Below are 24,201 nucleotides of genomic sequence, written 5' to 3'. Positions count from 1 at the left end.
CCCACAACCAACGCGAGAGAAACATGGAAGTCCTCCGCCCCACCGTCCTGGAACAGATCTACGCCCACGCCAGCCGCAGCTATCCCGAGGAATGCTGTGGCTACGTCTTTGCCGACGGCAGCGTGTACCTGGGCAGCAATATCCAAAATGAATTGCACCACAAGAACCCCGAGATGTACCCGCGCAGCGCGGTCAGCGGCTACACCTTCTCGGTGGCCGACACCCTGCTGCTGAACAAGGCATTTCGCAGCGACAACCCCGTGGTGGTGATCTACCACTCCCACCCGGACGTCGGCGCGTATTTCAGCGACGAGGACCAGGACAAGGCGCTGTTCCTGGGCGAGCCGATCTACCCCGTGAGCTATCTGGTGGTGGATGTTCGCCAGGGCCAGGCCCTCGGTTCCAAGCTATTTGCCTGGGATGGCAAACATTTCGCCCTTCAACCCTTCAACGACCTGCACACGGAGTTGTCCATGAACGCTGTCTCTTTCCCCGATATCCTGGTTCGCGTGGCCAAGCTGCCGGAATCGACCCTTGAGAGCACCGGATCGACATTGCGCGAAGTCATTGAAAACCTCTGCACCAGCCACCCGCAGTTGCGTGCGCACCTGTTTCACGAGAAGAACAACCAGCTCAAGGAACACTTCCTGTTTACCGCCGAAGAAGAGCTGATCGGTGCCGACGAACCCTTGCCGGAACAAGCCAAAATCGAAGTGTTGCTCGCCACGTCCGGCGGCATAGACCTCGACACCCTGAGCAACGAGGAAGTACAGCGTTACGTGCGCCACATCACCCTGCCGGGCGTCGGCCGCGAAGGCCAGTTGAACCTGAAAAAAGCCAAGGTATTGATCATCGGCACCGGTGGCCTGGGCTCCCCCATCAGCCTGTACCTGGCGGCGGCCGGTGTCGGCACTCTGGGCCTGGTGGATTTCGATGTAGTAGAAAGCAGCAACCTGCAACGCCAAATCGTCCACGGCAACAGCACCCTCGGCATGCCCAAGGTCGAATCCGCCAAGCAACGCCTGCAAGACCTCAACAGTCATATCCAGATCAACGCCCACGACACCGCCCTGAATGCCGACAACGCCCTGGAGTTGGTGAGCGCCTATGACCTGGTGATCGACGGCACCGACAATTTCGACACCCGCTACCTGGTCAATGACGCCTGCGTGCAGCTTGGAAAACCCTTGGTGTATGGCGCCATTTACCGTTTCGACGGGCAGATCAGCGTCCTCAACTACAAGGGCGGGCCGTGCTACCGCTGCCTGTTCCCCAGCGCACCGCCCGCAGAGCTGGCACCCAATTGCAGCGCCGGTGGCGTGATAGGCGTACTGCCCGGCGTGGTGGGGATGATCCAGGCCACCGAGGCAATCAAGTTACTGATCGGCATTGGCGAGCCGCTGTCCGGGCGCTTGATGCGCTTCGATGCGCTGGCGATGAAATTCAGTGAAATCCGCTTCAAACGCCGCGCCGACTGCCCGTGCTGCTCCGAACTGCGCCACAGTGAAACGGTCGCGCCAGCCGTATGCGCCGACACCATGCCCAGCGCACCGTCACTCGCCGAAGAGCGCTACATCAAGCCGCGCGTTCTCAAGCAATTGCTCGAACACCCGCGCAGCGCCGACGTGCTGCTGGACGTGCGCGACGCCAGCGAACTGGAGGTGTGCAAGTTACCGGGGGTGGTGCACATCCCCCTCGCCGAGCTGGACGGTCAACTCGACCGCCTCAGCCGCGACAACACTCATTACCTGATCTGCTACGCCGGCACCCGCGCCGAGCAAGCGGCCAGTACGCTTCTCGCGGCAGGTTTTGCCAACACCAAAGTCCTGCAAGGCGGCATGAAGCACTGGGTTCGCGACGTCGAACCCGACATGCCCTTGTACTGAGTTGAGGACTGACTGATGTTGCATAACTCGATCCTCGATGCCATCGGCCACACGCCCATCGTGCGTCTGGCGCAGTTTTCCGAAGACCTCGGCATCGAGGTCTACGCCAAGCTCGAATCCCTCAACCCCGGCGGCAGCCACAAGGCGCGCATCGCCCTTGGCATGATCCTCGACGCCGAGCGCCGGGGCGTGCTGATGCGCGATTCCGGGCAAACCATCATCGAGCCCAGTGGCGGCAACACCGGCATCGGCCTGGTGATGGCCGGTAACGTGCTGGGCTACAAGGTGGTGCTGGTGATTCCCGACAACTACAGCCCTGAAAAACAGAAGCTGCTGCGCCTGTACGGCGCCAAGGTGGTGCTGTCGGACAGCCGCCTGGGCAACAATTCCCACGGTGAAAAATGCATGGAGTTGCAGCTGGAAAACCCCAACTACGTGATGCTCAACCAGCAACGTAACGGCGCCAACCCGCAGACTCACCGCGACACCACCGCGCCGGAAATCCTCCGCGCCTTTGGTGATCGCCGCGTGGACTACTTCGTCAGCGGCATCGGCACCGGTGGCCATATCACCGGTATCGGCGAAACCCTCAAAGCCGCCTGGCCGGCACTACGCGTAATGGGCGTGGAACCGGAAGAATGTGACCTGCTGAAAAACCAACACGCGCCGCACCATATCCAGGGCCTGTCGATTGGGCTGATCCCGAGCATCCTCAACCTCGATGTGATTGACGGCATGCTCAAGGTTTCGCGCCAAGACTGCATCGACATGATGAAACGCATCATGCGCACCGACGCCATCAGCCTGGGCCTCTCCTCCGCCGCCAACATGGTGGCCGTCGCCAGGCTTGCCCCCGAACTGCCGCCCGAAACGGTGGTGTTGACCATGGTCTACGACAATGCCGACAGCTACCTGCCCAGCTTCGAATAACCGGTTTTCCAACCAGCCAGAATGCGGGGGTTCCTCCATGGGCGGCTTTATCGACATGCAACACCTGCATGATGAGTTGCTCACCCAACTCATCAAGACCCTGACGCCTGCGCAAATGAAACAGTTGGAACCGCACCTGGCGCCGCTGATCCAGAGCGCCGCCCAATCGGTGGCCGAAGACCTGATCGCCTATGCCTACCGCGACCCGGCTTCACGCGGTCGCGGCGAGCTGATTCTGGAATCCTATGCCTCGTTCAAGGCGGTGCTGTATTACCGGCTTGCGCACCTGGTGTGGAATTTCCCCGACCAGACCAACGGCGTGTTCTCGCGCATCGCCCTCAAGCTCAGCAACCAGGGCAAAGTGCTGTCCGGCGCCGAGATACACCCGGCGGCGCGCATCGGCCGGCGCTTTGTGCTGGACCACGGCTACGGCACGGTCATCGGTGAAACCTGCGAGATCGGCAACGACTGCTACATCCTCTGCGGCGTGACCCTCGGCGCTCGAGGCATTGCCAACAACCCTGACGGCAAGCGCCATCCACGCCTGGGCAACAACGTCGAAGTCGGCTCCGGTGCCCGGGTGCTGGGGTATGTGTTAATTGGCGATAACGTGTTTATCAGCCCGTCCTGCGTGATCACCCAGGACGTGCCCGCCGGGACCAAGGTCAAGGTGGTCAACCAGATCCAACTGCAGAAAAACGATGAATCGGACCACAGCAGCTACCTTGGCGCCTTCGCCCTGGAGGAGCGCTTGCACGTGGTCGGCGAGGTCAACGCCAGCCACAAGGTGACGGTGCTGGATGCCGACTTCCACCCTTTGCCTGGGCTGATGCTGGAGCCGACAGTGAAGGAGCGTCATCACCTCCAATTTCGTCTGCACCGGGTCGAAGCCGGCAATCAACTGCCGCGCCTGCCGCTGAACCTGAAAATCTGCGGCCCGGAATTTGAAATAACCCTGCTTTCCCCCCCTGGCTTGAGTGCAATGGTGCGCCACCTGTTGCAAGCCAGCCCACTGATCGTCGGAGGTTGAACATGTCCGTGCACTCCATGGAAACCCTGGCACTGTATGACAGCGCGCCCTACCAGAACGCATTCAGCGCCCGGGTGATTGCCGTAAGCGAACACGGCATTGCCCTGGAGCACACACTGTTCTACCCCACCGGCGGCGGACAGCCGGGCGATACCGGCCACTTGACCTTACCCGATGGTACGCGGGTCGAAGTGATCGGCACCGTACGCGACCAAGTACTGCGCTCGATCATCTGGCACCAGGTTGAACACTGCCCCGAGCAACTGGTTGCCGGAGTACAGGTGGATGCCGGGCTGGATTGGGCACGGCGCTACCAGCACATGAAAATGCACACCTGCCTGCATTTGTTGTGCTCGCTCATCGATGCACCGGTAACGGGCTGCAGCATCAGTGCCGACAAAGGTCGCCTGGATTTCGACCTGCCGGAAATGACCCTCGACAAAGACAGCATCACCCGCGACCTCAACGCGCTGATCGAACAGGCTCACCCGGTGAAAACCCTGTCGATGGCTGCCACGGAATACTCCACCCTGCTGCAGATCACCCGCACCCAGGCGGTCGCCCCCCCGGTGATCCAAGGTTCGGTACGGGTGATTGAAATTGCCGGGATCGACATCCAGCCGTGCGGCGGCACCCACGTGATCAACACTGAGGAAATCGGCCGGGTGTTCTGCGAAAAGATCGAGAAGAAGAGTAAGCACAATCGCCGGGTGATCCTGCGGTTCGAATGAACGCAATTCAAATGTGGGAGGGGGCAAGTCGAATCGTCACGCCGCCCTCCCACATTTTTAGTTTTGCGTCGCCTGCTAGATCACGAACAGGTCCATGAAGCGGTTTACAGCTGTGGCCTCAAGCTTCGCCTGGTCCTTGCACAACGCAAAGATCTCGGCGCTGCGTTGCGCGGTAAACCGCGTCGCCAGGTTGGCCTTGAACTTGTCTTCCAGCAACGGAATGCCATCCACGCGACGGCGACGATGGCCGATGGGATATTCCACCGCCATCTGCTGGGTGCTGGAGCCATCCTTGAAGAACACCTGCACTGCATTGGCGATGGAACGTTTGTCGGCCTCCAGGTATTCGCGGCTGTAGCGTGGGTCTTCGACAATGACCATCTTGTCGCGCAGCTCATCAATGATCGGGTGGGCTGCATGGAATTCATCTTCGTACTGCTCGGCCACCAGATTGCCGAACGCCAGAGGCACGGCGGTCATGTATTGCAGGCAGTGGTCGCGATCAGCGGCATTGGCCAACTGACCCACCTTGGAAATGATGCGGATCGCCGACTCATGGGTAGTGATCACAATGCGCTCGATCTCATGCAGTCGATGTTTGACCTGCGGATGCAAAGTCACCGCCGCTTCGCAGGCTGTTTGCGCATGGAACTCGGCGGGGAAGCTGATCTTGAACAGCACGTTTTCCATCACATAGGTGCCGTACGCCTGGGAAAGACTGAACGCGCGCTTGTCCTCGGGCTTGAGCGCCAGGTCCTTGTTGGTGTGGCTGAACAACACGTCGTAAAAGCCCCACTGCGGCGCGCTCAAGACACCGGGAATGCCCATCTCGCCACGCAGCGCGATATCCGCCAGGCGCACGCCACGGCTTGATGCATCACCCGCCGCCCAGGATTTGCGCGAGCCGGCATTCGGCGCATGGCGGTAAGTGCGCAGCGCTTGCCCATCCACAAACGCGTGGGACAAGGCCGCCAGCAGTTGCTCACGGGTGGCGCCCATCAGCTTGGCAGTGACCGCCGTCGAGGCGACTTTGACCAGCAGCACATGGTCGAGGCCGACACGGTTGAACGAGTTTTCCAGCGCGATAACGCCCTGAATTTCGTGGGCCATGATCATCGCTTCCAACACCGCACGCACGGTCAGCGGCGCATCTCCATTGGCCACACGTTTTTGCGACAGGTGATCGGCCACGGCCAGAATGCCACCGAGGTTATCCGAAGGGTGGCCCCATTCAGCGGCGAGCCAGGTGTCGTTGTAGTCGAGCCAACGCACGATGCAGCCGATGTCCCAGGCGGCCTTGACCGGATCCAGGCGCAACGACGTGCCCGGCACTCGCGCACCGAACGGCACCACCGTGCCCTCGACGATCGGCCCCAGGTGCTTGGTGCACTCGGGAAAACGCAGCGCCAGGAGGCCGCAACCGAGGGTGTCCATCAGGCAGTTGCGGGCAGTGTCGAGGGCGGCTGGGGAGTCGATCCGGTAGGTGAGGACGTAGTCGGCGATGTCCTGCAGAACCTGGTCGTAGTCGGGGCGGTTGTTCTGGTCGACGTTGGTGCTCATGGCAGATCTCCAAAGTGAGTTAGGGTTGTTGCATCCTCAGGGTCAGGGTTGATCGTTTCGCAGGTCTGAATGCCTGCTTATGACTGTGGGGGGGGGGGCGGTGCGACAATTCGACTTGCCCCCGATGGCGATGGGTCAGTGATGAATGTGTCGACTGACACACCGCTATCAAGGACAAGTCGAATTGTCGCACCTCCCCTCCCACAAGGGATTGGTGTTGGACTTTAGAAAGAGTCGCCGGGTACGCGGACGAAACCTTCCATCAACACCCGTGCACTGCGGCTCATGATGGCTTTCTTCACCACCCACTCACCGTTCACCTGGGTGGCTTCAGCCCCCACGCGCAACGTGCCGGACGGATGCCCGAAGCGCACCGCATTACGTTCAATGCCGCCTGCGGCGAGGTTGACCAATGTCCCGGAAATCGCCGCTGCCGTACCAATCGCCACGGCAGCCGTGCCCATCATGGCGTGGTGCAGCTTGCCCATGGACAGGGCGCGCACCAGCAGATCCACATCGCCAGCCTTGATCGCCTTGCCGCTGGACGCCACGTAATCCGCAGGCTTGGCCACAAACGCGACTTTCGGCGTGTGCTGGCGCTGGGCGGCTTCGTCCAGGTGTTTGATCAGGCCCATGCGCAACGCGCCATAGGCCCGCACGGTCTCGAACATGGCCAAAGCCTTGGGGTCGCCGTTGATCGCGCCTTGCAGCTCGGTGCCGGTGTAGCCGAGGTCTTCGGCGTTGATGAAAATCGTCGGGATGCCGGCGTTGATCAGCGTGGCCTTGAAGGTGCCGACACCGGGCACTTCCAGGTCATCGACCAGGTTGCCGGTGGGAAACATCGAGCCGCCGCCGCCCTCTTCTTCTGCCGCCGGGTCCATGAATTCCAGCTGCACTTCGGCGGCCGGAAAGGTCACGCCGTCCAGTTCGAAGTCGCCGGTTTCCTGCACAGCGCCGTCGGTAATCGGCACGTGGGCGATGATGGTCTTGCCGATATTGGCCTGCCACACACGCACCACGGCCACGCCGTTGTGCGGAATGCGAGCCGGGTCGACCAACCCGGCGGTGATGGCGAACGAACCCACCGCCGCCGACAGGTTGCCGCAGTTGCCGCTCCAGTCGACAAAGGGTTTGTCGATGGAGACTTGGCCAAACAGGTAGTCCACGTCGTGCTCGGCGCGGGTGCTTTTGGCCAGGATCACGCTTTTACTGGTGCTCGATGTGGCGCCGCCCATGCCGTCGATTTGTTTGTCGTAGGGATCGGGGCTGCCGATCACCCGCAACAACAAGGCATCGCGGGCAGCGCCCGGTACCTGCGCCGAGGCGGGCAGGTCCTGGAGGCTGAAAAATACGCCCTTGCTCGTGCCGCCACGCATATAGGTGGCGGGGATCTTGATTTGCGGTACGTGTGCCATGGTCGTCCTCTTAAGCGGTCGCCGCCGATTCCAGGAAGTCCTGGGCAAAACGTTGCAACACGCCGCCCGCCTCGTAGATCGACACTTCTTCGGCGGTGTCGAGGCGGCAGGTCACCGGCACTTCGACACGTTCGCCATTCTTGCGGTTGATCACCAGGGTCAACTGCGCACGCGGGGTGCGCTCGCCGACCACGTCATAGGTTTCACTGCCGTCGATGTGCAAGGTGTGACGGTCGGTCCCCGGCAAAAACTCCAGCGGCAACACGCCCATGCCCACCAGGTTGGTGCGGTGGATGCGCTCGAAACCTTCGGCGGCAATCGCCTCCACACCAGCAAGGCGCACGCCCTTGGCCGCCCAGTCGCGGGACGAGCCCTGGCCGTAATCGGCACCGGCGATGATGATCAGCGGCTGCTTGCGCTCCATGTAGGTTTCGATGGCTTCCCACATCCGCGTAACCTGGCCTTCCGGCTCGATGCGCGCCAGGGAACCCTGTTTGACCTTGCCGTTTTCCACCACCATTTCGTTGAACAGTTTCGGGTTGGCGAACGTTGCGCGCTGCGCGGTCAAATGGTCGCCGCGGTGGGTTGCGTAGGAGTTGAAGTCGACTTCCGGCAGGCCCATTTTCGCCAGGTATTCACCGGCAGCGCTGTCGAGCATGATCGCGTTGGACGGCGACAGGTGATCGGTGGTGATGTTGTCCGGCAGCACCGCCAGCGGGCGCATGCCCTTCAGCGGACGCGCTCCGGCCAGCGCACCTTCCCAATACGGCGGACGGCGGATATACGTGCTCTGCGGACGCCAGTCGTACAGCGGCGCGACTTTGGGGCCGGTGTCTTCGTGGATCGCAAACATCGGGATATACACCGCGCGGAACTGCTCCGGCTTGACCGAGGCCTTGACCACCGCGTCGATTTCTTCGTCGCTCGGCCAGATGTCCTGCAGGCGGATTTCTTTGCCGTCGGCGTCGAGGCCAAGCACGTCCTTCTCGATGTCGAAACGGATGGTGCCGGCAATCGCATACGCCACCACCAACGGCGGCGACGCGAGGAAGGCTTGCTTGGCGTAAGGGTGAATGCGCCCGTCGAAGTTGCGATTACCCGACAGTACGGCGGTGGCGTACAGGTCGCGGTCAATGATCTCTTGCTGGATCACCGGGTCGAGCGCGCCGGACATGCCGTTGCAGGTGGTGCAGGCAAACGCCACCACGCCGAAACCGAGCTTATCGAGTTCGTGACCGAGGCCGGCTTCTTCCAGGTACATGGCCACGGTTTTCGAACCGGGTGCCAAGGAGGATTTGACCCACGGCTTGCGCTTGAGCCCCAGCTTGTTGGCATTGCGCGCCAACAGCCCGGCGGCGATCACGTTGCGCGGGTTGCTGGTGTTGGTGCAACTGGTGATGGCGGCGATGATCACAGCGCCATCAGGCATTTGCCCCGGCACTTCATCCCACTGTCCGGAGATACCTTTGGCCGCCAGGTCGCGGGTGGCGACGCGGGCGTGGGGATTGCTCGGGCCGGCCATGTTGCGCACGACGCTGGACAGGTCGAAGGTCAGGCCGCGCTCGTACTGCGCGCCTTTCAAATCATCCGCCCACAGACCGGTGTGACGCGCATATTGCTCGACCAGTGCGACCTGTTCATCTTCACGACCGGTGAGTTTCAGGTAGGCGATGGTTTGTTGGTCGATGTAGAACATCGCTGCCGTGGCGCCGTATTCCGGGGCCATGTTGGAGATGGTCGCGCGGTCGCCCAAGGTCAGGTTTGATGCGCCTTCGCCAAAGAACTCCAGCCATGCGCCGACGACTTTCTGTTGGCGCAGGAACTCGGTCAGCGCCAGCACCATATCGGTGGCGGTGATGCCCGGCAGCAGCTTGCCCGTCAGCTCGACACCGACGCTTTCCGGCAGGCGCATCCACGAGGCGCGACCGAGCATCACGCTCTCCGCTTCCAGGCCGCCGACGCCAATGGCGATCACGCCCAGAGCATCCACGTGGGGCGTGTGGCTGTCGGTGCCGACGCAGGTATCCGGAAACGCCACGCCGTCACGCACCTGGATCACCGGGGACATTTTCTCCAGGTTGATCTGGTGCATGATGCCGTTACCCGGCGGGATCACGTCGACGTTCTTGAAGGCCTTTTTGGTCCACTCGATAAAGTGGAAACGGTCTTCGTTGCGACGGTCTTCAATGGCGCGGTTTTTCTCGAACGCATCGGGGTCAAAACCCCCGGCTTCGACGGCCAGGGAGTGGTCAACGATCAATTGGGTCGGCACCACCGGGTTGACCTGGGCCGGGTCGCCGCCTTGCAGGGCGATGGCATCGCGCAGGCCGGCGAGGTCGACCAGCGCGGTCTGACCAAGAATGTCGTGGCACACCACACGCGCCGGGAACCAGGGGAAGTCGAGATCGCGCTTGCGTTCGATCAACTGGCTCAGGGAAGCATTGAGAGTGGCCGGGTCGCAGCGGCGCACCAGGTTTTCTGCCAGTACGCGGGAGGTGTAGGGCAAGGTGGCGTAGGCGCCAGGGGTGATTGCTTCGACTGCCGCACGGGCGTCGAAGAAATCCAGGCGGCTGCCGGGGAGCGGTTTGCGAAACTCTGTGTTCATCGTCAGGACTCGGTCACGGTGATTACAAAAGGAAGACCTGGGCCGATCCAGAATTGAAATGCGATCAACGTGTGGGAGGGGGCTTGCTCCCGATGGCGGTGGATCAGTTGCTATGAGTGTTGAATGACACACCGCTATCGGGGGCAAGCCCCCTCCCACATTTGATTCGATTACCACTTCAGGATCGTCAGCCTTCAGCGACGTTCGATTGGCACGAACTTGCGCTGTTCGACGCCGGTGTACTCGGCGCTTGGACGGATGATGCGGTTGTTGGCGCGTTGCTCGAATACGTGAGCTGCCCAGCCGGTAAGGCGCGAGCAGACGAAAATCGGCGTGAACAGCTTGGTCGGAATGCCCATGAAGTGATACGCCGAGGCATGGTAGAAGTCGGCATTAGGGAAGAGTTTTTTCTGTTCCCACATGGTCTTGTCGATGGCTTCGGAGACAGGGAACAGCACGGTGTCGCCCACTTCGTCAGCGAGTTTTTTCGACCAGCCCTTGATCACTTCATTACGCGGGTCGTTGTCTTTGTAGATCGCGTGGCCGAAGCCCATGATCTTGTCTTTGCGCGCCAGCATGCCGAGGGTGCCTTCGACAGCCTCCTCTGCCGAACCGAAACGCTCGATCATTTCCATCGCCGCTTCGTTGGCGCCGCCATGCAGCGGACCGCGCAGGGAGCCAATGGCGGCAGTGACGCAGGAGTAGAGATCGGACAGGGTCGAGGCACACACACGAGCGGTGAAGGTCGACGCGTTGAATTCGTGCTCGGCGTAAAGGATCAGCGAGACGTTCATGACCTTCTCATGCAGCTCGCTCGGTTTCTCGCCGTGCAGCAGGTGCAGGAAATGACCACCGATACTCGGCTCGTCGGTCACGCAGTCGATGCGCTTACCGTCGTGGCTGAAGCGGTACCAGTAACACATGATTGCCGGGAAGGCGGCGAGCAAGCGGTCGGTGACATCGCGCTGCACGCTGAAGTCTTTTTCCGGCTCGATGTTGCCCAGGAACGAACAACCGGTGCGCATCACGTCCATCGGATGGGCGTCGGCGGGGATGCGTTCCAGCACTTCCTTGAGCGCTTGCGGCAGGTCGCGCAGCTTGCTCAGCTTCTGGCTGTACGCAGCCAGTTCGGCTTTGGTCGGCAATTCGCCGTACAGCAGCAGGTAGGCGACTTCCTCAAACTGCGCATCGGCAGCAAGTTCGCGAACATCGTAGCCGCGATAGGTCAGGCCGGCACCGGCCTGGCCCACGGTGGACAGTGCAGTTTGCCCGGCGACCTGGCCACGCAGGCCGGCGCCACTCAGTACTTTTGCTTCAGCCATGGTTTTTCTCCAATTTTGTCGTTATTCAGGGAGACGTGTTCGTCACTTCTTCGCGGCGAACAGCGCGTCGAGCTTCTGCTCGAAGGTGTGGTAGTCGATGCGATCGTAAAGCTCCATGCGGGTTTGCATGGTGTCGATCACGTTCTGTTGGGTGCCGTCGCGACGGATCGCGGTGTAGACGTTCTCGGCGGCCTTGTTCATGGCGCGAAAGGCCGAGAGCGGATACAGCACGATGGAAACATCAGCAGATTTCAACTGTTCGGTGGTGTACAGCGGCGTCGCGCCAAATTCGGTGATGTTGGCCAGGATCGGCGCTTTCACACGGGCGGCGAACAGTTTGTACATCTCCAGTTCAGTGATGGCTTCCGGGAACACCATGTCGGCGCCGGCTTCGATGCAGGCGGCGGCGCGTTCCAGGGCGGACTCCAACCCTTCGACGGCCAAGGCATCGGTACGCGCCATGATCACGAAGCTGTCATCGGTGCGCGCATCCACGGCGGCCTTGATGCGGTCGACCATTTCCTGCTGGGACACGATTTCTTTATTCGGACGATGCCCGCAGCGCTTGGCGCCGACCTGGTCTTCGATATGAATCGCGGCGGCGCCGAACTTGATCATCGATTTGACGGTGCGCGCCACGTTGAACGCCGAGGAGCCAAAACCGGTGTCCACGTCCACCAACAGCGGCAGGTCGCAGACGTCGGTGATACGGCGCACGTCGGTGAGCACGTCATCCAGGCCAGTGATGCCCAGGTCGGGCACGCCCAGGGAACCGGCCGCCACGCCCCCGCCTGACAGGTAGATCGCCTTGAAGCCAGCGCGCTTGGCCAGCAGCGCGTGGTTGGCGTTGATTGCGCCGACGACCTGCAACGGCTGTTCACTGGCGACTGCGTCACGGAAACGCTGGCCGGGTGTGCTTTTATTGTTCGAACTCATGACTCACCTCTATCAGGGGCGCCGTCCGGGAAGTGACGGGCAATGTTGCGTTTGGACGCGCCGATATGACGGCGCATCAGCAGTTCGGCCAGTTCACCGTCGCGATCGGCAATCGCGTCAAGAATGCGGTGATGCTCGGCAAAAGCCTGGCGTGGACGATTGGGAGTGGTGGAGAACTGAATGCGGTACATGCGCACCAACTGGTACAGCTCGCCGCAGAGCATTTGGGTCAGGGTGCGGTTACCGGCGCCTTGAATTATCCGGTAATGAAAGTCGAAGTCGCCTTCTTGCTGGTAGTAGCCGACGCCGGCCTGGAACGCAGCATCCCGTTCGTGGGTGTGCAGCACTTGGCGCAGCTCTTCGATTTCGGCGTCGGTCATGCGCTCGGCGGCCAGGCGGCAGGCCATGCCTTCCAGAGATTCGCGGATTTCATAGAGTTCGATCAGCTCGGCGTGGCTCAGGGACACGACCCGCGCGCCCACATGGGGCACGCGCACCAGCAGGCGCTGGCCTTCCAGGCGGTGGATCGCCTCACGCAACGGGCCACGGCTGATGCCGTAGGTGCGGGCCAGTTCCGGTTCGGAGATCTTGCTGCCGGGGGCGATCTCGCCTTTGACGATGGCGGCCTGGATGCGCCGGAAAACGTTCTCCGACATCGTTTGGGATTCGTCCGACACGACTATCGGAGCTTCAGGCTGAACCAGCATATTGTCGACACCTTGAAAAGCAATGCCGCAAAAACTAGCCAATCAGACCTCGATAGTCAAAGAATAAATACACATTGTCGACAATCGTCTAATAACCCTTGTTGCACGCGCTCGGAGCATGGCCGCCTGCCAGCGGTGGCGCCAAAAAAGCATCATGTTAGAATGCCGCCGCATTTGCCTGACATCGCTTGATGAAACGGCGCACGAGGGAGTTTGCGCAGCAATGCCAGTCGCCTTGAATTGAACATCGCACTGCACCGCCTCAGGATCTATGAGACTCAAGCCCTTCCCCCTGTTTTGCCTACTGTTCATCCCCGGCCTTGGCGTTGCCGCCGAGAAGACCGTGTATGGCCTCAATGAATATGCCCAATTGGCTGGCATCGACCTTGAAGTGGCCGCCAAGCTGGACACCGGCGCCAAGACCGCCTCCCTCAGCGCCCGTGATATCAAGCGCTTCAAGCGCAACGGCGAATCCTGGGTGCGCTTCTACCTGGCCATCGACACCGCCCATTCCCACCCCATCGAACGGCCCCTGGCCCGCGTCAGCAAGATCAAGCGCCGCGCCGGTGACTACGACCCCGATGAGGACAAGAACTACACCGCCCGTCCAGTGATAGCCCTGGATATCTGCATGGGCACCGCTTTACGCAGCATCGAAGTGAACTTGACTGACCGCAGCGCATTCCAATATCCGCTGCTGATCGGCTCCGAAGCGTTGAAACGCTTTGATGCGCTGGTCGACCCCAGTCTTAAATACGCAGCAGGCAAACCCGCCTGCGCCGCCGACGCTCATACCGCCGAGTAAACCGAATGCGCTCTCTTACCCTGCACCTGAAAATCCTGATCGCCATCCTGGTGGTGCTGGGTATTTCGGTCACCGCCTACCAGATCTTCGTGCTGGGCATTCCTGTCACCGAGGACGCGACCGACGATTTGTGGAACATCGACGCCAAGGTCGAGTTCGTCGCCAATCCGAAGGACCCGGTGAAGATCCAGATGTTCGTGCCGCCCCTGAGCCGCGACTTCGTCAGCCTTAATGAGAGCTTTATCTCGAACAACTATGGGGTGAGCGTCAATCGTATTGACGGTAACCGTAAGGTCACCTGGTCGGCACGCCGCGCCAACGGCAACCAGACCCTGTATTACCGCCTGGTGCTGACCAAGCGTTACAGCGGTGAAAAAACCAAGATCAAAGGCCCAACGTTCCGCGACAGCATCGCGGTGGAAGGCCCGGAAAAAATCGCCGCCGAAGCCCTGCTGGCGCCGATCCGCCAGCATTCGGCCGACGTCGAAACCTTCATTACCGAAGCCATCAAGCGCACCAACAACCTCAACGACGACAATGTGAAGTTGTTGCTGGCCGGCGACCCGTCCACGCCTCACAAAGCCAAGATCGTCGAGTTGCTGCTGTCCATCGCCCACGTGCCGGTGGAAAAGGTCCACACCATCCGCCTGGTCGCCGACCAGCCGCAAACGCCCGAACTCTGGCTGCGCAGCTTTAATGGCAATGACTGGCTCTACTTCAACCCGGAAACCGGCGAACAGGGCCTGCCCAGCGACCGCTTGCTGTGGTGGACCGGCGATGAAAACCTGATCACGGTCGACGGCGGCAAGAAAGCCATGGTGACGTTCAGCCTGAACAACAGCGAAATGAACGCGATTCGCCTGGCCAAGCTGACGGATGAAAACACCGACGCCAACTTCCTCGAATACTCGCTGTACGGCCTGCCACTGCAAACCCAGCAGACGTTCATGATCATGGTGATGATCCCGATTGGCGTGCTGGTGATTCTGATCCTGCGCAACCTGATCGGCCTGCAGACCCTGGGCACGTTCACGCCAGTGCTGATTGCCCTCGCGTTCCGCGAGACGCAATTGGGCTTCGGAATCGTGCTTTTCACCATTATTACGGCACTGGGGCTGTCACTCAGGTCGTACCTGGAACACTTGAAGCTGCAAATGCTGCCGAGGCTGTCGGTGGTGCTGACCTTCGTGGTGGTGCTGATCGCGGCCATCAGTCTGTTCAGCCATAAACTGGGGCTGGAGCGCGGGCTGTCGGTGGCACTGTTCCCGATGGTGATCCTGACCATGACCATCGAACGCCTGTCGATCACCTGGGAAGAGCGCGGTGCCAACCATGCGTTGAAAGTGGCGATTGGTACGTTGTTCGCTGCCTCCCTGGCGCACTTGATTATGAGCGTGCCGGAGTTGGTGTACTTCGTGTTCACCTTCCCTGCGATCCTCCTGATCCTGGTGGGCTTCATGCTGGCCATGGGTCGTTATCGCGGCTACCGCCTGACCGAGCTGGTGCGTTTCAAGGCGTTCTTGAAGGCTGATAAGTAATGTTCGGTTTCTGGAAGACCTGGAAGGCCCTGGAAGCGCGGGGAATCATGGGCATCAACCGGCGTAACGCCGATTACGTGCTCAAGTACAACAAGCGCAGCCTGTACCCGATCGTGGATGACAAGATCATCACCAAGGAACGGGCAATCGCGGCGGGTATCCACGTGCCGGAAATGTATGGAGTGATCTCCACCGAGAAGGAAATCGACAAGCTCGATGAAATTATCGGTGGGCGCAGCGACTTCGTGATCAAGCCGGCCCAGGGCGCCGGCGGTGACGGCATTCTCGTGGTGGCCGATCGTTTTGAAGGGCGCTACCGCACGGTGTCCGGCAAGATCATCAGCCATGAAGAGATCGAGCATCAGATTTCCAGCATCCTCACCGGCCTGTATTCCCTGGGCGGCCACCGTGACCGCGCGCTGATCGAGTACCGCGTGGTGCCCGACCAGATCTTCAAGAGCATCAGCTACGAAGGCGTTCCGGATATCCGCATCATCGTGCTGATGGGCTACCCGGTGATGGCCATGCTGCGGTTGCCGACCCGCCAGTCCGGCGGCAAGGCCAACCTGCACCAGGGCGCCATTGGCGTCGGTGTGGACCTTGCCACCGGCCTGACCCTGCGCGGTACCTGGCTGAACAACATCATCACCAAACACCCCGACACCACTAACGCGGTGGATGGCGTGCAACTGCCCAACTGGGACGGTTTCATGAAGCTGGCCGCCGGCTGCTATGAGCTATGCGGGCTGGGCTACATCGGTGTGGACATGGTGCTGGACCAGGAAAAAGGCCCGCTGATCCTGGAGCTCAATGCGCGGCCAGGGCTGAACATCCAGATCGCCAACGATTGCGGCCTGACCTTGCGCACCCACGCGGTAGAAGCACGACTGGAAGCACTCAAAGCCGCCGGCGTGACGGAAACCCCGGAAGAGCGGGTGAAGTTTGTGCAGGAAATGTTTGGGCATATTCCCCCTGTGGAAGGCTGATCCGGTCTTCGAACTGTCTATCGCCGACATCCCCTCTAGGAGCAAATCCTACAGGGGACTACAATTCCCTCCCCCGCGCCTTGGCTGATCCACCCTCGCATGTCGACCTGTTCAGTACACCCGCTGCCCTATCGGGCCAACCCCGCCGAGTATTTTGCGGCGATTCGCCATGCACCCGGCGCGGTCCTGCTCGACAGCGGCCGACCTGCTGCCGAACGCGGTCGTTATGACCTGCTCAGCGCCTGGCCCGAGGCGACTCTTGCAGTGGATCCTGACGAAAGCGGCAGCAACTTCCTGCGGCGATTACGGAAAAACCTTTCACAGTTGGGTGAAGCGAAATTGCCCGACGGCTATGAGTTGCCGTTTGCCGGTGGCTTGATCGGCTACCTGAGCTACGACTTTGGCCGGCATTTGGAACAGCTGCCGCACTTGGCGGTGGATGATTTGCACCTGCCGGATGCGCGTTTTGGACTGTATGCCTGGGCGCTGATCAGCGACCACTTGGCACAGACCAGCCAACTGGTATTTCACCCGGCGCTGGCCGGTAGCGAACGGCAGCGACTGATCACGCTGTTCAGCGGTGACGCTGCCACCGCCCCTGCAACCTTCAAATTGCAGGGCCCCATGGCGCCGGATCTCAGCGTCGAGGCTTACCAGCAGGCCATTGAGCGCATCCAGGATTACATCCAGGCCGGCGACTGCTACCAGGTCAACTTCGCCCAACGTTTTCGTGCGCCGTGCAGCGGTGATCCTTGGGTCGCCTATTGCGCCTTGCGCGAAGCCTGCCCGACGCCCTTCTCCGGATTCCAGAGCCTGCCCAATGACGGCGCGGTATTGAGCCTGTCACCGGAGCGTTTCGTGCGCGTCAGCGAGCGCCAGGTCGAAACCCGCCCGATCAAAGGCACTCGCCCACGCGGTGTCACGCCTGAAGAAGACGCCGCCCACGCCACGGAACTGCTGGCCAGCCCCAAGGATCGCGCCGAAAACCTGATGATCGTCGACCTGCTGCGCAACGACCTGGGGCGCAGTTGCCGCACCGGCTCGGTGAGCGTGCCGGAGTTGTTCAGCTTGGAAAGCTACCCCAACGTGCACCACCTGGTGAGCAGCGTCACCGGCACACTGGCCGACGACAAAGACGCCCTCGACCTGATCGCCGGCAGCTTCCCTGGTGGGTCCATCACCGGCGCGCCGAAGATTCGCGCCATGCAGATCATCGACGAACTGGAACCCACCCGACGCGGCTTGTACTGCGGTTCGCTGGTGTACCTGGACGTACGCGGCGAGATGGACAGCTCCATCGCCATTCGCAGCTTATTGGTCAAGGATGGGCAAGTGTGCTGCTGGGGCGGTGGCGGGATTGTCGCGGATTCGCAGTGGGAGGCCGAGTATCAGGAGTCGCTGACGAAGGTGCGGGTTTTGCTGCAAACGCTGGAAGGGTTGTAGCAGGTAGACCTCTTGTGGCGAGGGAGCTTGCTCGCGTTGGACTGCGCAGCAGTCCCATTCCGGGGGCAAGCCCGCTCACCACAATCCGCTTTAGAGGCTCAGCGACCGATTCGACGCCTTGATGAACTCTTTCTTCAAATCCTCAAACGTATGCACCGCCGGGAATTGCGGGAACTCGCGAATCACATTCTCCGGCGCATGGAACAGAATCCCACGGTCGGCCTCGCCCAACATGGTGGTGTCGTTGTAGGAGTCGCCAGCGGCGATCACGCGGTAGTAAAGAGTCTTGAACGCCAATACCGACTGGCGCTTGGGGTCTTTCTGGCGCAGTTGGTAGCTCACCACCCTGTCGGATTCATCGGTGATGAGGCGGTGGCACAGCAGAGTCGGGAAACCCAGTTGGCGCATAAGCGGCTGGGAAAATTCGTAGAAGGTGTCGGACAGGATCACCACCTGAAAACGCTCGCGCAGCCAGTTGACGAACTCGATGGCGCCGTCCAAAGGCTTGAGCGTGGCGATCACTGCCTGGATATCGGCGAGCTTGAGCCCGTGCTCGTCGAGAATGCGCAGGCGCTGCTGCATCAGCACGTCGTAGTCAGGAATGTCCCGGGTGGTGGCCCGTAGCGATTCAATACCGGTTTTTTCGGCGAAGGCGATCCAGATTTCCGGTACCAGTACCCCTTCCAGGTCAAGACAGGCAATTTCCACAAGACACTCCTATTGGATGTTGTTAGTTGAGCGAGCAAAAGGACTGCCGAACTCTAGCCATTCAAGCTCGCCGCCGCAACGCGGAGCGGATTTTGATACCATCGCTCCCCTATAGAGCGCTCAGCGCCACTGACCTGTAGGAACCGTCCTGATGAACCAAGCCTTCGACGTCGCTGAACTCGCCGCGACTTACGCCAACAAATCCGCCCAGGACATTCTCAAGCTGGCGTTCAGCCAGTTCGGCGATGACCTGTGGATCTCCTTCAGCGGCGCCGAGGACGTGGTGCTGGTGGACATGGCCTGGAAGCTGAACAAGAACGTCAAGGTGTTCAGCCTCGACACCGGCCGTCTGCACCCGGAGACCTACCGGTTTATCGAGCAGGTGCGCGACTTCTACAAGATCGACATCGAACTGATTTCGCCGGACCAGAGCAAGCTGGAGCCCTTCGTCAAGGAGAAAGGTCTGTTCAGCTTCTATAAGGATGGTCATGGCGAATGCTGCGGCGTGCGCAAGATCGAGCCGCTGCGCCGCAAGCTGTCGGGCGTGACTGCCTGGGCCACCGGCCAACGCCGTGACCAGAGCCCTGGCACCCGCAGCCAAGTGGCGGCGCTGGAGATCGACACCGCCTTCTCTACCCCGGAACGCACCCTATACAAATTCAACCCGCTGGCGCAGATGAGCAGCGAAGAGATCTGGGGCTATATCCGCATGCTGGAGCTGCCGTACAACAGCTTGCATGAGCGCGGTTTTATCAGCATCGGGTGTGAGCCGTGCACCCGGCCTGTGCTGCCGAACCAGCATGAGCGAGAGGGTCGTTGGTGGTGGGAAGAAGCCACGCAGAAAGAATGCGGGCTGCATGCCGGGAATATCATCAGCAAGGCCTAAGGGCTGACGCGGTTAGAAAATGTGGGAGGGGGCTTGCCCCCGATAGCGGCCTGTCAGTCAACCTATGTTTGACTGGAAAACCGCTATCGGGGGCAAGCCCCCTCCCACATTTGTCTTGTGTTGGGTGTTGGAGATGTACACATACATGTAACCATCGGTGCCATTTATGTGTGCAATTCTTATTCGGCCGCACCATAACGTAACACCTCTCCCCTCCCCTCGATTGGCCTGGCAAATCGCATACTGGCAACCCAAAAATAAATAGCTGTTCAGTCGGTCAATTTATATCTCTTTAAATTCAGTTATTTATTTAACAAACCTATAAAAACGAAATTACCCAGGACTTTCATAGATCCAAAACTGGCACGCATGTGGCTTAAGGTGAATTGCGCTTTGTATACAATAAATACAAAACATACATACACTTTGCCATCTGCCTCTTCCCGGCAGATATGCTGGAGCCTGCCGGAATGCGTACAAGCCTCTCGAACAATATCGCACTGGATCTGCCCTCCTCCGCCCTGAACCCGGACGCAGCATGCCCCGGCCCGTTAGTGCTCAGCCCACGCCTGCACAATAAAGACCTGGCGCCGACCAAGATCGAAGGCCGTCGATGGGGGCGCTACAGCATCTTTGCGTTGTGGACCAATGACGTGCACAACATCGCCAACTATTCGTTCGCCATTGGCTTATATGCACTGGGCCTCGGCGGCTGGCAGATCCTGTTATCCCTGGGGATCGGTGCGGCGCTGGTGTACTTCTTCATGAACTTGTCGGGGTATATGGGGCAGAAGACCGGCGTACCGTTCCCGGTCATCAGCCGTATCAGTTTCGGCATTCACGGCGCACAGATTCCCGCGTTGATCCGTGCGGTCATTGCGATTGCCTGGTTTGGTATCCAGACCTACCTGGCCTCGGTGGTTTTCCGCGTGCTGCTGACGGCAATTCATCCAGGGTTTGCCGACTATGACCACAACTCAATCCTCGGCCTGTCATCCCTTGGCTGGGCGTGTTTTGTGGCGATATGGTTCGTACAACTGGTGATCCTGGCCTACGGCATGGAGATGGTACGGCGCTATGAAGGCTTCGCCGGGCCGGTGATTTTGCTGACTGTGGCGTCGCTGGCCGGTTGGATGTACTTCCAGGCAGGCGGCAACATTGCCTGGTCGATCCGCGAACCGCTGAGCGGTGGCGAGATGTGGCGCAATATCTTTGCCGGCGGCGCGCTATGGCTGGCGATCTACGGCACGCTGATCCTCAACTTCTGCGACTTTGCACGCTCTTCGCCGTGCCGCAAGACCATCCTGGTCGGCAACTTCTGGGGCTTGCCGGTGAATATCCTGGTGTTTGCCGCAATCACCGTGCTGCTCTGCGGCGGACAATTCCAACTCAATGGCCGGGTGATCGAAAGCCCGACCGAAATCATCGCGGCCATCCCCAATACCTTCTTCCTTGTGCTGGGCTGCCTGGCGTTCCTGATCGTCACCGTGGCGGTGAACATCATGGCCAACTTCGTTGCGCCTGCCTTTGTGCTGAGCAACCTGGCGCCCAAGTACCTGAACTTCCGCCGTGCGGGTCTGATCAGCGCCACCGTGGCTGTATTGATTCTGCCGTGGAACCTCTACAACAGCCCGCTGGTGATCGTGTATTTCCTCTCTGGCCTCGGCGCACTGCTAGGCCCGTTGTACGGGGTGATCATGGTCGACTACTGGCTGATCCGTAAAAGCCAGGTGGACGTACCGCAGCTGTATAGCGAAAACCCGAATGGCGTTTATTACTACAGCCGTGGGGTGAATATGCGTGCAGTGGCGGCGTTTATTCCTGCGGCCATCATCGCCATCCTGCTGGCGCTGTTGCCAGGATTTGCCAGCGTCTCACCGTTTTCCTGGTTGTTTGGCGCCGGTATTGCAGGGTTGCTGTACCTGCTGATCGCCAAGCGCCAGCCGTTCTACGCCGATGTCAGCGGCGAAAGCATTGCCGTCGATAACGTCAGTCACTGAGTAAGGACCTTCCATGCGTATCCTCGTGGTCAACGTCAACACCACCGAATCCATCACTGAAACCATCGCCCAGCAAGCGCGGGCCGTGGCCTCGCCGGGCACTGAGATTGTCGGGCTTACCCCGTACTTCGGCGCGGAATCGGTTGAAGGCAATTTTGAGAGCTACCTGGCCGCCATCGCCGTGATGGACCGGGTAATGGCTTACGACCAACCGTTCGATGCGGTGATACAGGCCGGCTACGGCGAACACGGCCGGGAAGGTTTGCAGGAGTTATTGAATGTGCCGGTGGTGGATATCACCGAAGCGGCGGCCAGCACGGCGATGTTCCTGGGCCATGCCTATTCGGTGGTGACCACCCTGGACCGCACCGTGCCACTGATCGAAGACCGCCTGAAACTTGCCGGCCTGTACCAGCGCTGCGCTTCAGTTCGGGCCAGTGGCATGGCGGTTTTGGAGCTGGAAGAAGACCCGTTGGCCGCGATGGAAGCCATCGTGCGCCAAGCGGAACTGGCCATCCGCGAGGACAAGGCCGAAGTGATTTGCCTGGGTTGCGGCGGCATGGCCGGGCTGGATGAGCAGATTCGCCAGCGCACCGGGGTGCCGGTGGTGGATGGCGTGACGGCGGCGGTGACCATCGCCGAATCCTTGGTGCGGCTGGGGTTGTCGACGTCGAAGATCCGGACTTACGCGACGCCTCGGCCGAAGAAGGTCATTGGCTGGCCGACCCGGTTCGGCCGCTGAAAATCAAATGTGGGAGCAAGCCACCTCCCACATTTCAAGCTGCGTCTGGTTTTAGATTGCGCTGAACCTTTGCCCCAGTTTTTTTTCGGCAAACTGCTCAATGATGAAGTCCACAAACGCCCGGGTCTTGCCGGGCAGCAGTTTGTGCTCGGCGTAGTAGATGGAAATATTGCCGTCGTCGACGTACCAGTCGGGCAATACCCTTACCACCTCGCCGCTGTCGAGGAACGGCACGGCCATGGGCATGCTCACCAGCGCAATTCCCAAGCCTTGAGCGCTGGCGCGGCAGGCGGCTTCGGAGTCGCTCATAGTCATGCCGGGGTTGAGCACCAGCGGGCGGCATTCACGTTCGACACTGGTCAACTGCCAGGAACGGATACGCCCGGTTTGCGGTGAGCGGATCAGGATACCTTTGCACCGCGACAAGTCTTCAGGCTCGCGCACCGGTGGGCGTTGCGCCAGGTAACCCGGTGAAGCCACCAGCACCCGGTGCGCGGGCGTCAACTTGCGCGCCACCACGCCTTGGGGCAGTTCAAAACCGCCGCCAATCGCGGCATCAAAGCCTTGGCCGATCAGGTCCACCTGGCGGTTATCAAAATGCCAGTCCGGGCTGATATCCGGGAAACGCCGCATAAACTCCCCCAGCAGCGGCACCACATAGCGATTGCCGAACACCGTGCCCATGCTGACCTTGAGCGTACCCACCGGTCGCCCTTCGGCGCTGGCCAGGTTGGCGACGGCGTTCTGGATAGTGGTAAGGCTGGCGCTGACCTCTTCTAGAAACAGCTTGCCGGCTTCAGTCAGCGTGAGGCGCCGAGTGCTGCGCTGGAAGAGCCGCACACCGAGGCGCGCTTCCAGCTTGGCGACGCTTTTACCGACCGCCGCCGGGGTCAGGCTCAAGTGCCGCGCCGCTTCGGCAAAGCTGCCACCTTCGGCGCTGCGCACGAAGCATTCGATACTTCCAAAGCTTTCCATCACGCCCCACTCTAAACTTTTGGTTTACACAGACTATAGCAATCACGGTCTACCGGTAGGACTGGGTGAAGTCGATACTCGGCTCCAACAACAAGGCAGCCTGCCTTGAACAGCCAGGAGATCGACATGACCACACTCAACCTCAGCGGCAAAGTCGCCTTGATTCAAGGCGGTTCCCGCGGTATCGGCGCCGCCATCGTCAAGCGCCTCGCCGCCCAAGGCGCAGCGGTCGCCTTTACCTATGTCAGCTCGGCCGCCAAGGCAGAAGAGTTGCAGAACAGCGTAATCAGCGCCGGCGGCAAAGCCCTGGCGATTCACGCCGACAGCGCCGATGCCACTGCGATCCGCAACGCGGTCAATACCACCGTGGAAGCCTTTGGCCGCCTGGACATCCTGGTGAATAACGCTGGCGTGCTGGCCATCGCACCGCTGGAAGACTTCAAGCTGGAAGACTTCGACCAGACCTTGGCGATCAACGTGCGCAGCGTGTTTATCGCTACCCAGGAAGCCGCCAAGCATATGGGTGAAGGTGGTCGGGTGATCAACATCGGCAGCACCAATGCCGAACGCATGCCCTTTGGCGGTGGTGGCCCGTACGCGATGAGCAAAGCGGCGCTGGTGGGCCTGACCAAGGGGTTGGCGCGGGATCTGGGACCGAGGGGCATCACCATCAATAATGTGCAGCCTGGGCCGGTGGACACCGATATGAACCCGGCAAACAGTGATTTTGCCGAGAGCCTGATCGGGTTAATGGCGGTGGGACGTTATGGGCATGTGGAAGAGATTGCCAGTTTCGTGGCCTATCTGGCCGGACCGGAAGCGGGGTATATCACCGGTGCCAGCCTGACCATTGATGGTGGGTTCAGCGCCTGATTTTCTGAATCCCTGCAAAACCAAATTTTCTGAATCCTGCAAAAACAAATGTGGGAGGGGGCTTGCCCCCGATGGCGGAGTGTCAGCCAGCTCAATGGTGACTGACACTCCGCCATCGGGAGC

The 24,201-nt window shown here is 60.5% G+C and carries 20 protein-coding genes; 12 read left to right on the top strand and 8 right to left on the bottom strand.

The window, feature by feature from the left end; genetic code table 11:
• The first annotated feature begins 23 nt into the window (after window positions 1–23).
• From moeB to ACEN2T_RS02960, 4 genes are read left to right on the top strand one after another with little or no spacing between them, the layout of a single operon-like run.
• Window positions 24–1,886 (top strand): molybdopterin-synthase adenylyltransferase MoeB, encoded by a 1,863-nt coding sequence (moeB, locus tag ACEN2T_RS02975; protein WP_442116286.1) that lies wholly within the window; start codon window positions 24–26, stop codon window positions 1,884–1,886.
• A gap of 15 nt (window positions 1,887–1,901) precedes the next feature.
• Entirely contained in the window at window positions 1,902–2,816 is a 915-nt protein-coding gene (locus ACEN2T_RS02970; protein WP_032887582.1) for a PLP-dependent cysteine synthase family protein, read from the top strand.
• Between the two features lie 37 nt (window positions 2,817–2,853).
• On the top strand, window positions 2,854–3,846 hold the full coding sequence (locus ACEN2T_RS02965; RefSeq protein ID WP_032887580.1) for a serine O-acetyltransferase: 993 nt from the start codon (window positions 2,854–2,856) through the stop codon (window positions 3,844–3,846).
• Window positions 3,847–3,848: 2 nt separating this feature from the next.
• Complete coding sequence (locus ACEN2T_RS02960) at window positions 3,849–4,577, top strand: alanyl-tRNA editing protein (RefSeq protein WP_032887578.1); 729 nt, start codon at window positions 3,849–3,851, stop codon at window positions 4,575–4,577.
• A 75-nt stretch (window positions 4,578–4,652) separates the two neighbouring features.
• Here ACEN2T_RS02960 and prpD read toward each other — a convergent pair whose 3' ends face one another.
• From prpD to ACEN2T_RS02930, 6 genes are all read right to left on the bottom strand, one after another.
• On the bottom strand, window positions 4,653–6,137 hold the full coding sequence (gene prpD, locus ACEN2T_RS02955) for a 2-methylcitrate dehydratase (RefSeq protein ID WP_095185343.1): 1,485 nt from the start codon (window positions 6,135–6,137) through the stop codon (window positions 4,653–4,655).
• Window positions 6,138–6,361: 224 nt separating this feature from the next.
• Complete coding sequence (gene prpF / locus ACEN2T_RS02950) at window positions 6,362–7,552, bottom strand: 2-methylaconitate cis-trans isomerase PrpF (RefSeq protein WP_095185342.1); 1,191 nt, start codon at window positions 7,550–7,552, stop codon at window positions 6,362–6,364.
• A 10-nt stretch (window positions 7,553–7,562) separates the two neighbouring features.
• Window positions 7,563–10,157 (bottom strand): Fe/S-dependent 2-methylisocitrate dehydratase AcnD, encoded by a 2,595-nt coding sequence (gene acnD / locus ACEN2T_RS02945; RefSeq protein WP_095185341.1) that lies wholly within the window; start codon window positions 10,155–10,157, stop codon window positions 7,563–7,565.
• A 194-nt stretch (window positions 10,158–10,351) separates the two neighbouring features.
• Complete coding sequence (prpC, locus tag ACEN2T_RS02940; RefSeq protein WP_032887571.1) at window positions 10,352–11,479, bottom strand: bifunctional 2-methylcitrate synthase/citrate synthase; 1,128 nt, start codon at window positions 11,477–11,479, stop codon at window positions 10,352–10,354.
• Window positions 11,480–11,521: 42 nt separating this feature from the next.
• Window positions 11,522–12,415 (bottom strand): methylisocitrate lyase, encoded by an 894-nt coding sequence (gene prpB, locus ACEN2T_RS02935; RefSeq protein WP_015885362.1) that lies wholly within the window; start codon window positions 12,413–12,415, stop codon window positions 11,522–11,524.
• Window positions 12,412–13,122: a GntR family transcriptional regulator gene (locus tag ACEN2T_RS02930; RefSeq protein ID WP_032887568.1), complete on the bottom strand. Its 711-nt coding sequence runs from the start codon at window positions 13,120–13,122 to the stop codon at window positions 12,412–12,414. Before ACEN2T_RS02930 ends, prpB begins: the two co-directional genes overlap by 4 nt.
• Before the next feature lie 271 nt (window positions 13,123–13,393).
• On the opposite strand from ACEN2T_RS02930, the gene rloA reads away from it, so the two are divergent.
• The 4 genes from rloA to pabB all read left to right on the top strand — a co-directional run bounded on the left by rloA (window position 13,394) and on the right by pabB (window position 17,894).
• Window positions 13,394–13,927, top strand: a complete 534-nt coding sequence (gene rloA / locus ACEN2T_RS02925; RefSeq protein WP_032887566.1) for a retropepsin-like aspartic peptidase RloA — start codon at window positions 13,394–13,396, stop codon at window positions 13,925–13,927.
• 5 nt (window positions 13,928–13,932) lie between these two features.
• Window positions 13,933–15,465 carry an osmotic stress tolerance membrane protein RloB gene (gene rloB, locus ACEN2T_RS02920; RefSeq protein WP_032887564.1) on the top strand — a complete coding sequence of 511 codons (1,533 nt, stop codon included), beginning with the start codon at window positions 13,933–13,935 and terminating at the stop codon, window positions 15,463–15,465.
• Entirely contained in the window at window positions 15,465–16,451 is a 987-nt protein-coding gene (locus ACEN2T_RS02915; RefSeq protein ID WP_032887562.1) for an alpha-L-glutamate ligase-like protein, read from the top strand. Before rloB ends, ACEN2T_RS02915 begins: the two co-directional genes overlap by 1 nt.
• A gap of 99 nt (window positions 16,452–16,550) precedes the next feature.
• Window positions 16,551–17,894, top strand: coding sequence for an aminodeoxychorismate synthase component I (pabB, locus tag ACEN2T_RS02910; RefSeq protein WP_442116285.1), 1,344 nt, complete (start codon window positions 16,551–16,553; stop codon window positions 17,892–17,894).
• A 90-nt stretch (window positions 17,895–17,984) separates the two neighbouring features.
• Here the strand turns inward: pabB and thrH are convergent, their stop codons facing one another.
• Window positions 17,985–18,602, bottom strand: a complete 618-nt coding sequence (gene thrH, locus ACEN2T_RS02905) for a bifunctional phosphoserine phosphatase/homoserine phosphotransferase ThrH (RefSeq protein ID WP_032887558.1) — start codon at window positions 18,600–18,602, stop codon at window positions 17,985–17,987.
• 151 nt (window positions 18,603–18,753) lie between these two features.
• Here thrH and ACEN2T_RS02900 point away from each other — a divergent pair, with 151 nt between their 5' ends.
• The 3 genes from ACEN2T_RS02900 (at window position 18,754) to ACEN2T_RS02890 (ending at window position 22,230) form a co-directional block, all read left to right on the top strand.
• Window positions 18,754–19,488 (top strand): phosphoadenylyl-sulfate reductase, encoded by a 735-nt coding sequence (locus ACEN2T_RS02900; protein WP_286819723.1) that lies wholly within the window; start codon window positions 18,754–18,756, stop codon window positions 19,486–19,488.
• A gap of 470 nt (window positions 19,489–19,958) precedes the next feature.
• On the top strand, window positions 19,959–21,488 hold the full coding sequence (locus ACEN2T_RS02895; protein ID WP_095185337.1) for an NCS1 family nucleobase:cation symporter-1: 1,530 nt from the start codon (window positions 19,959–19,961) through the stop codon (window positions 21,486–21,488).
• A 13-nt stretch (window positions 21,489–21,501) separates the two neighbouring features.
• Window positions 21,502–22,230: an aspartate/glutamate racemase family protein gene (locus ACEN2T_RS02890; protein WP_032887552.1), complete on the top strand. Its 729-nt coding sequence runs from the start codon at window positions 21,502–21,504 to the stop codon at window positions 22,228–22,230.
• A gap of 51 nt (window positions 22,231–22,281) precedes the next feature.
• On the opposite strand, the gene ACEN2T_RS02885 is transcribed toward ACEN2T_RS02890, so the two are convergent.
• Window positions 22,282–23,205 carry a LysR substrate-binding domain-containing protein gene (locus tag ACEN2T_RS02885; RefSeq protein WP_442116284.1) on the bottom strand — a complete coding sequence of 308 codons (924 nt, stop codon included), beginning with the start codon at window positions 23,203–23,205 and terminating at the stop codon, window positions 22,282–22,284.
• A 126-nt stretch (window positions 23,206–23,331) separates the two neighbouring features.
• Here ACEN2T_RS02885 and ACEN2T_RS02880 point away from each other — a divergent pair, with 126 nt between their 5' ends.
• A complete protein-coding gene (locus tag ACEN2T_RS02880) occupies window positions 23,332–24,078 on the top strand; it encodes a 3-oxoacyl-ACP reductase family protein (protein WP_032887548.1) in 747 nt (248 codons plus the stop codon).
• Window positions 24,079–24,201 lie beyond the last annotated feature (123 nt).

The sequence above is a fragment of the Pseudomonas sp. W22_MBD1_FP4 genome (genome assembly GCF_052113765.1).
GTDB classification, from domain to species: domain Bacteria; phylum Pseudomonadota; class Gammaproteobacteria; order Pseudomonadales; family Pseudomonadaceae; genus Aquipseudomonas; species Aquipseudomonas sivasensis.
The sequence above is the reverse complement of the archived record's forward strand: the minus strand, read 5'-3'. Positions and strand labels throughout refer to the sequence as shown.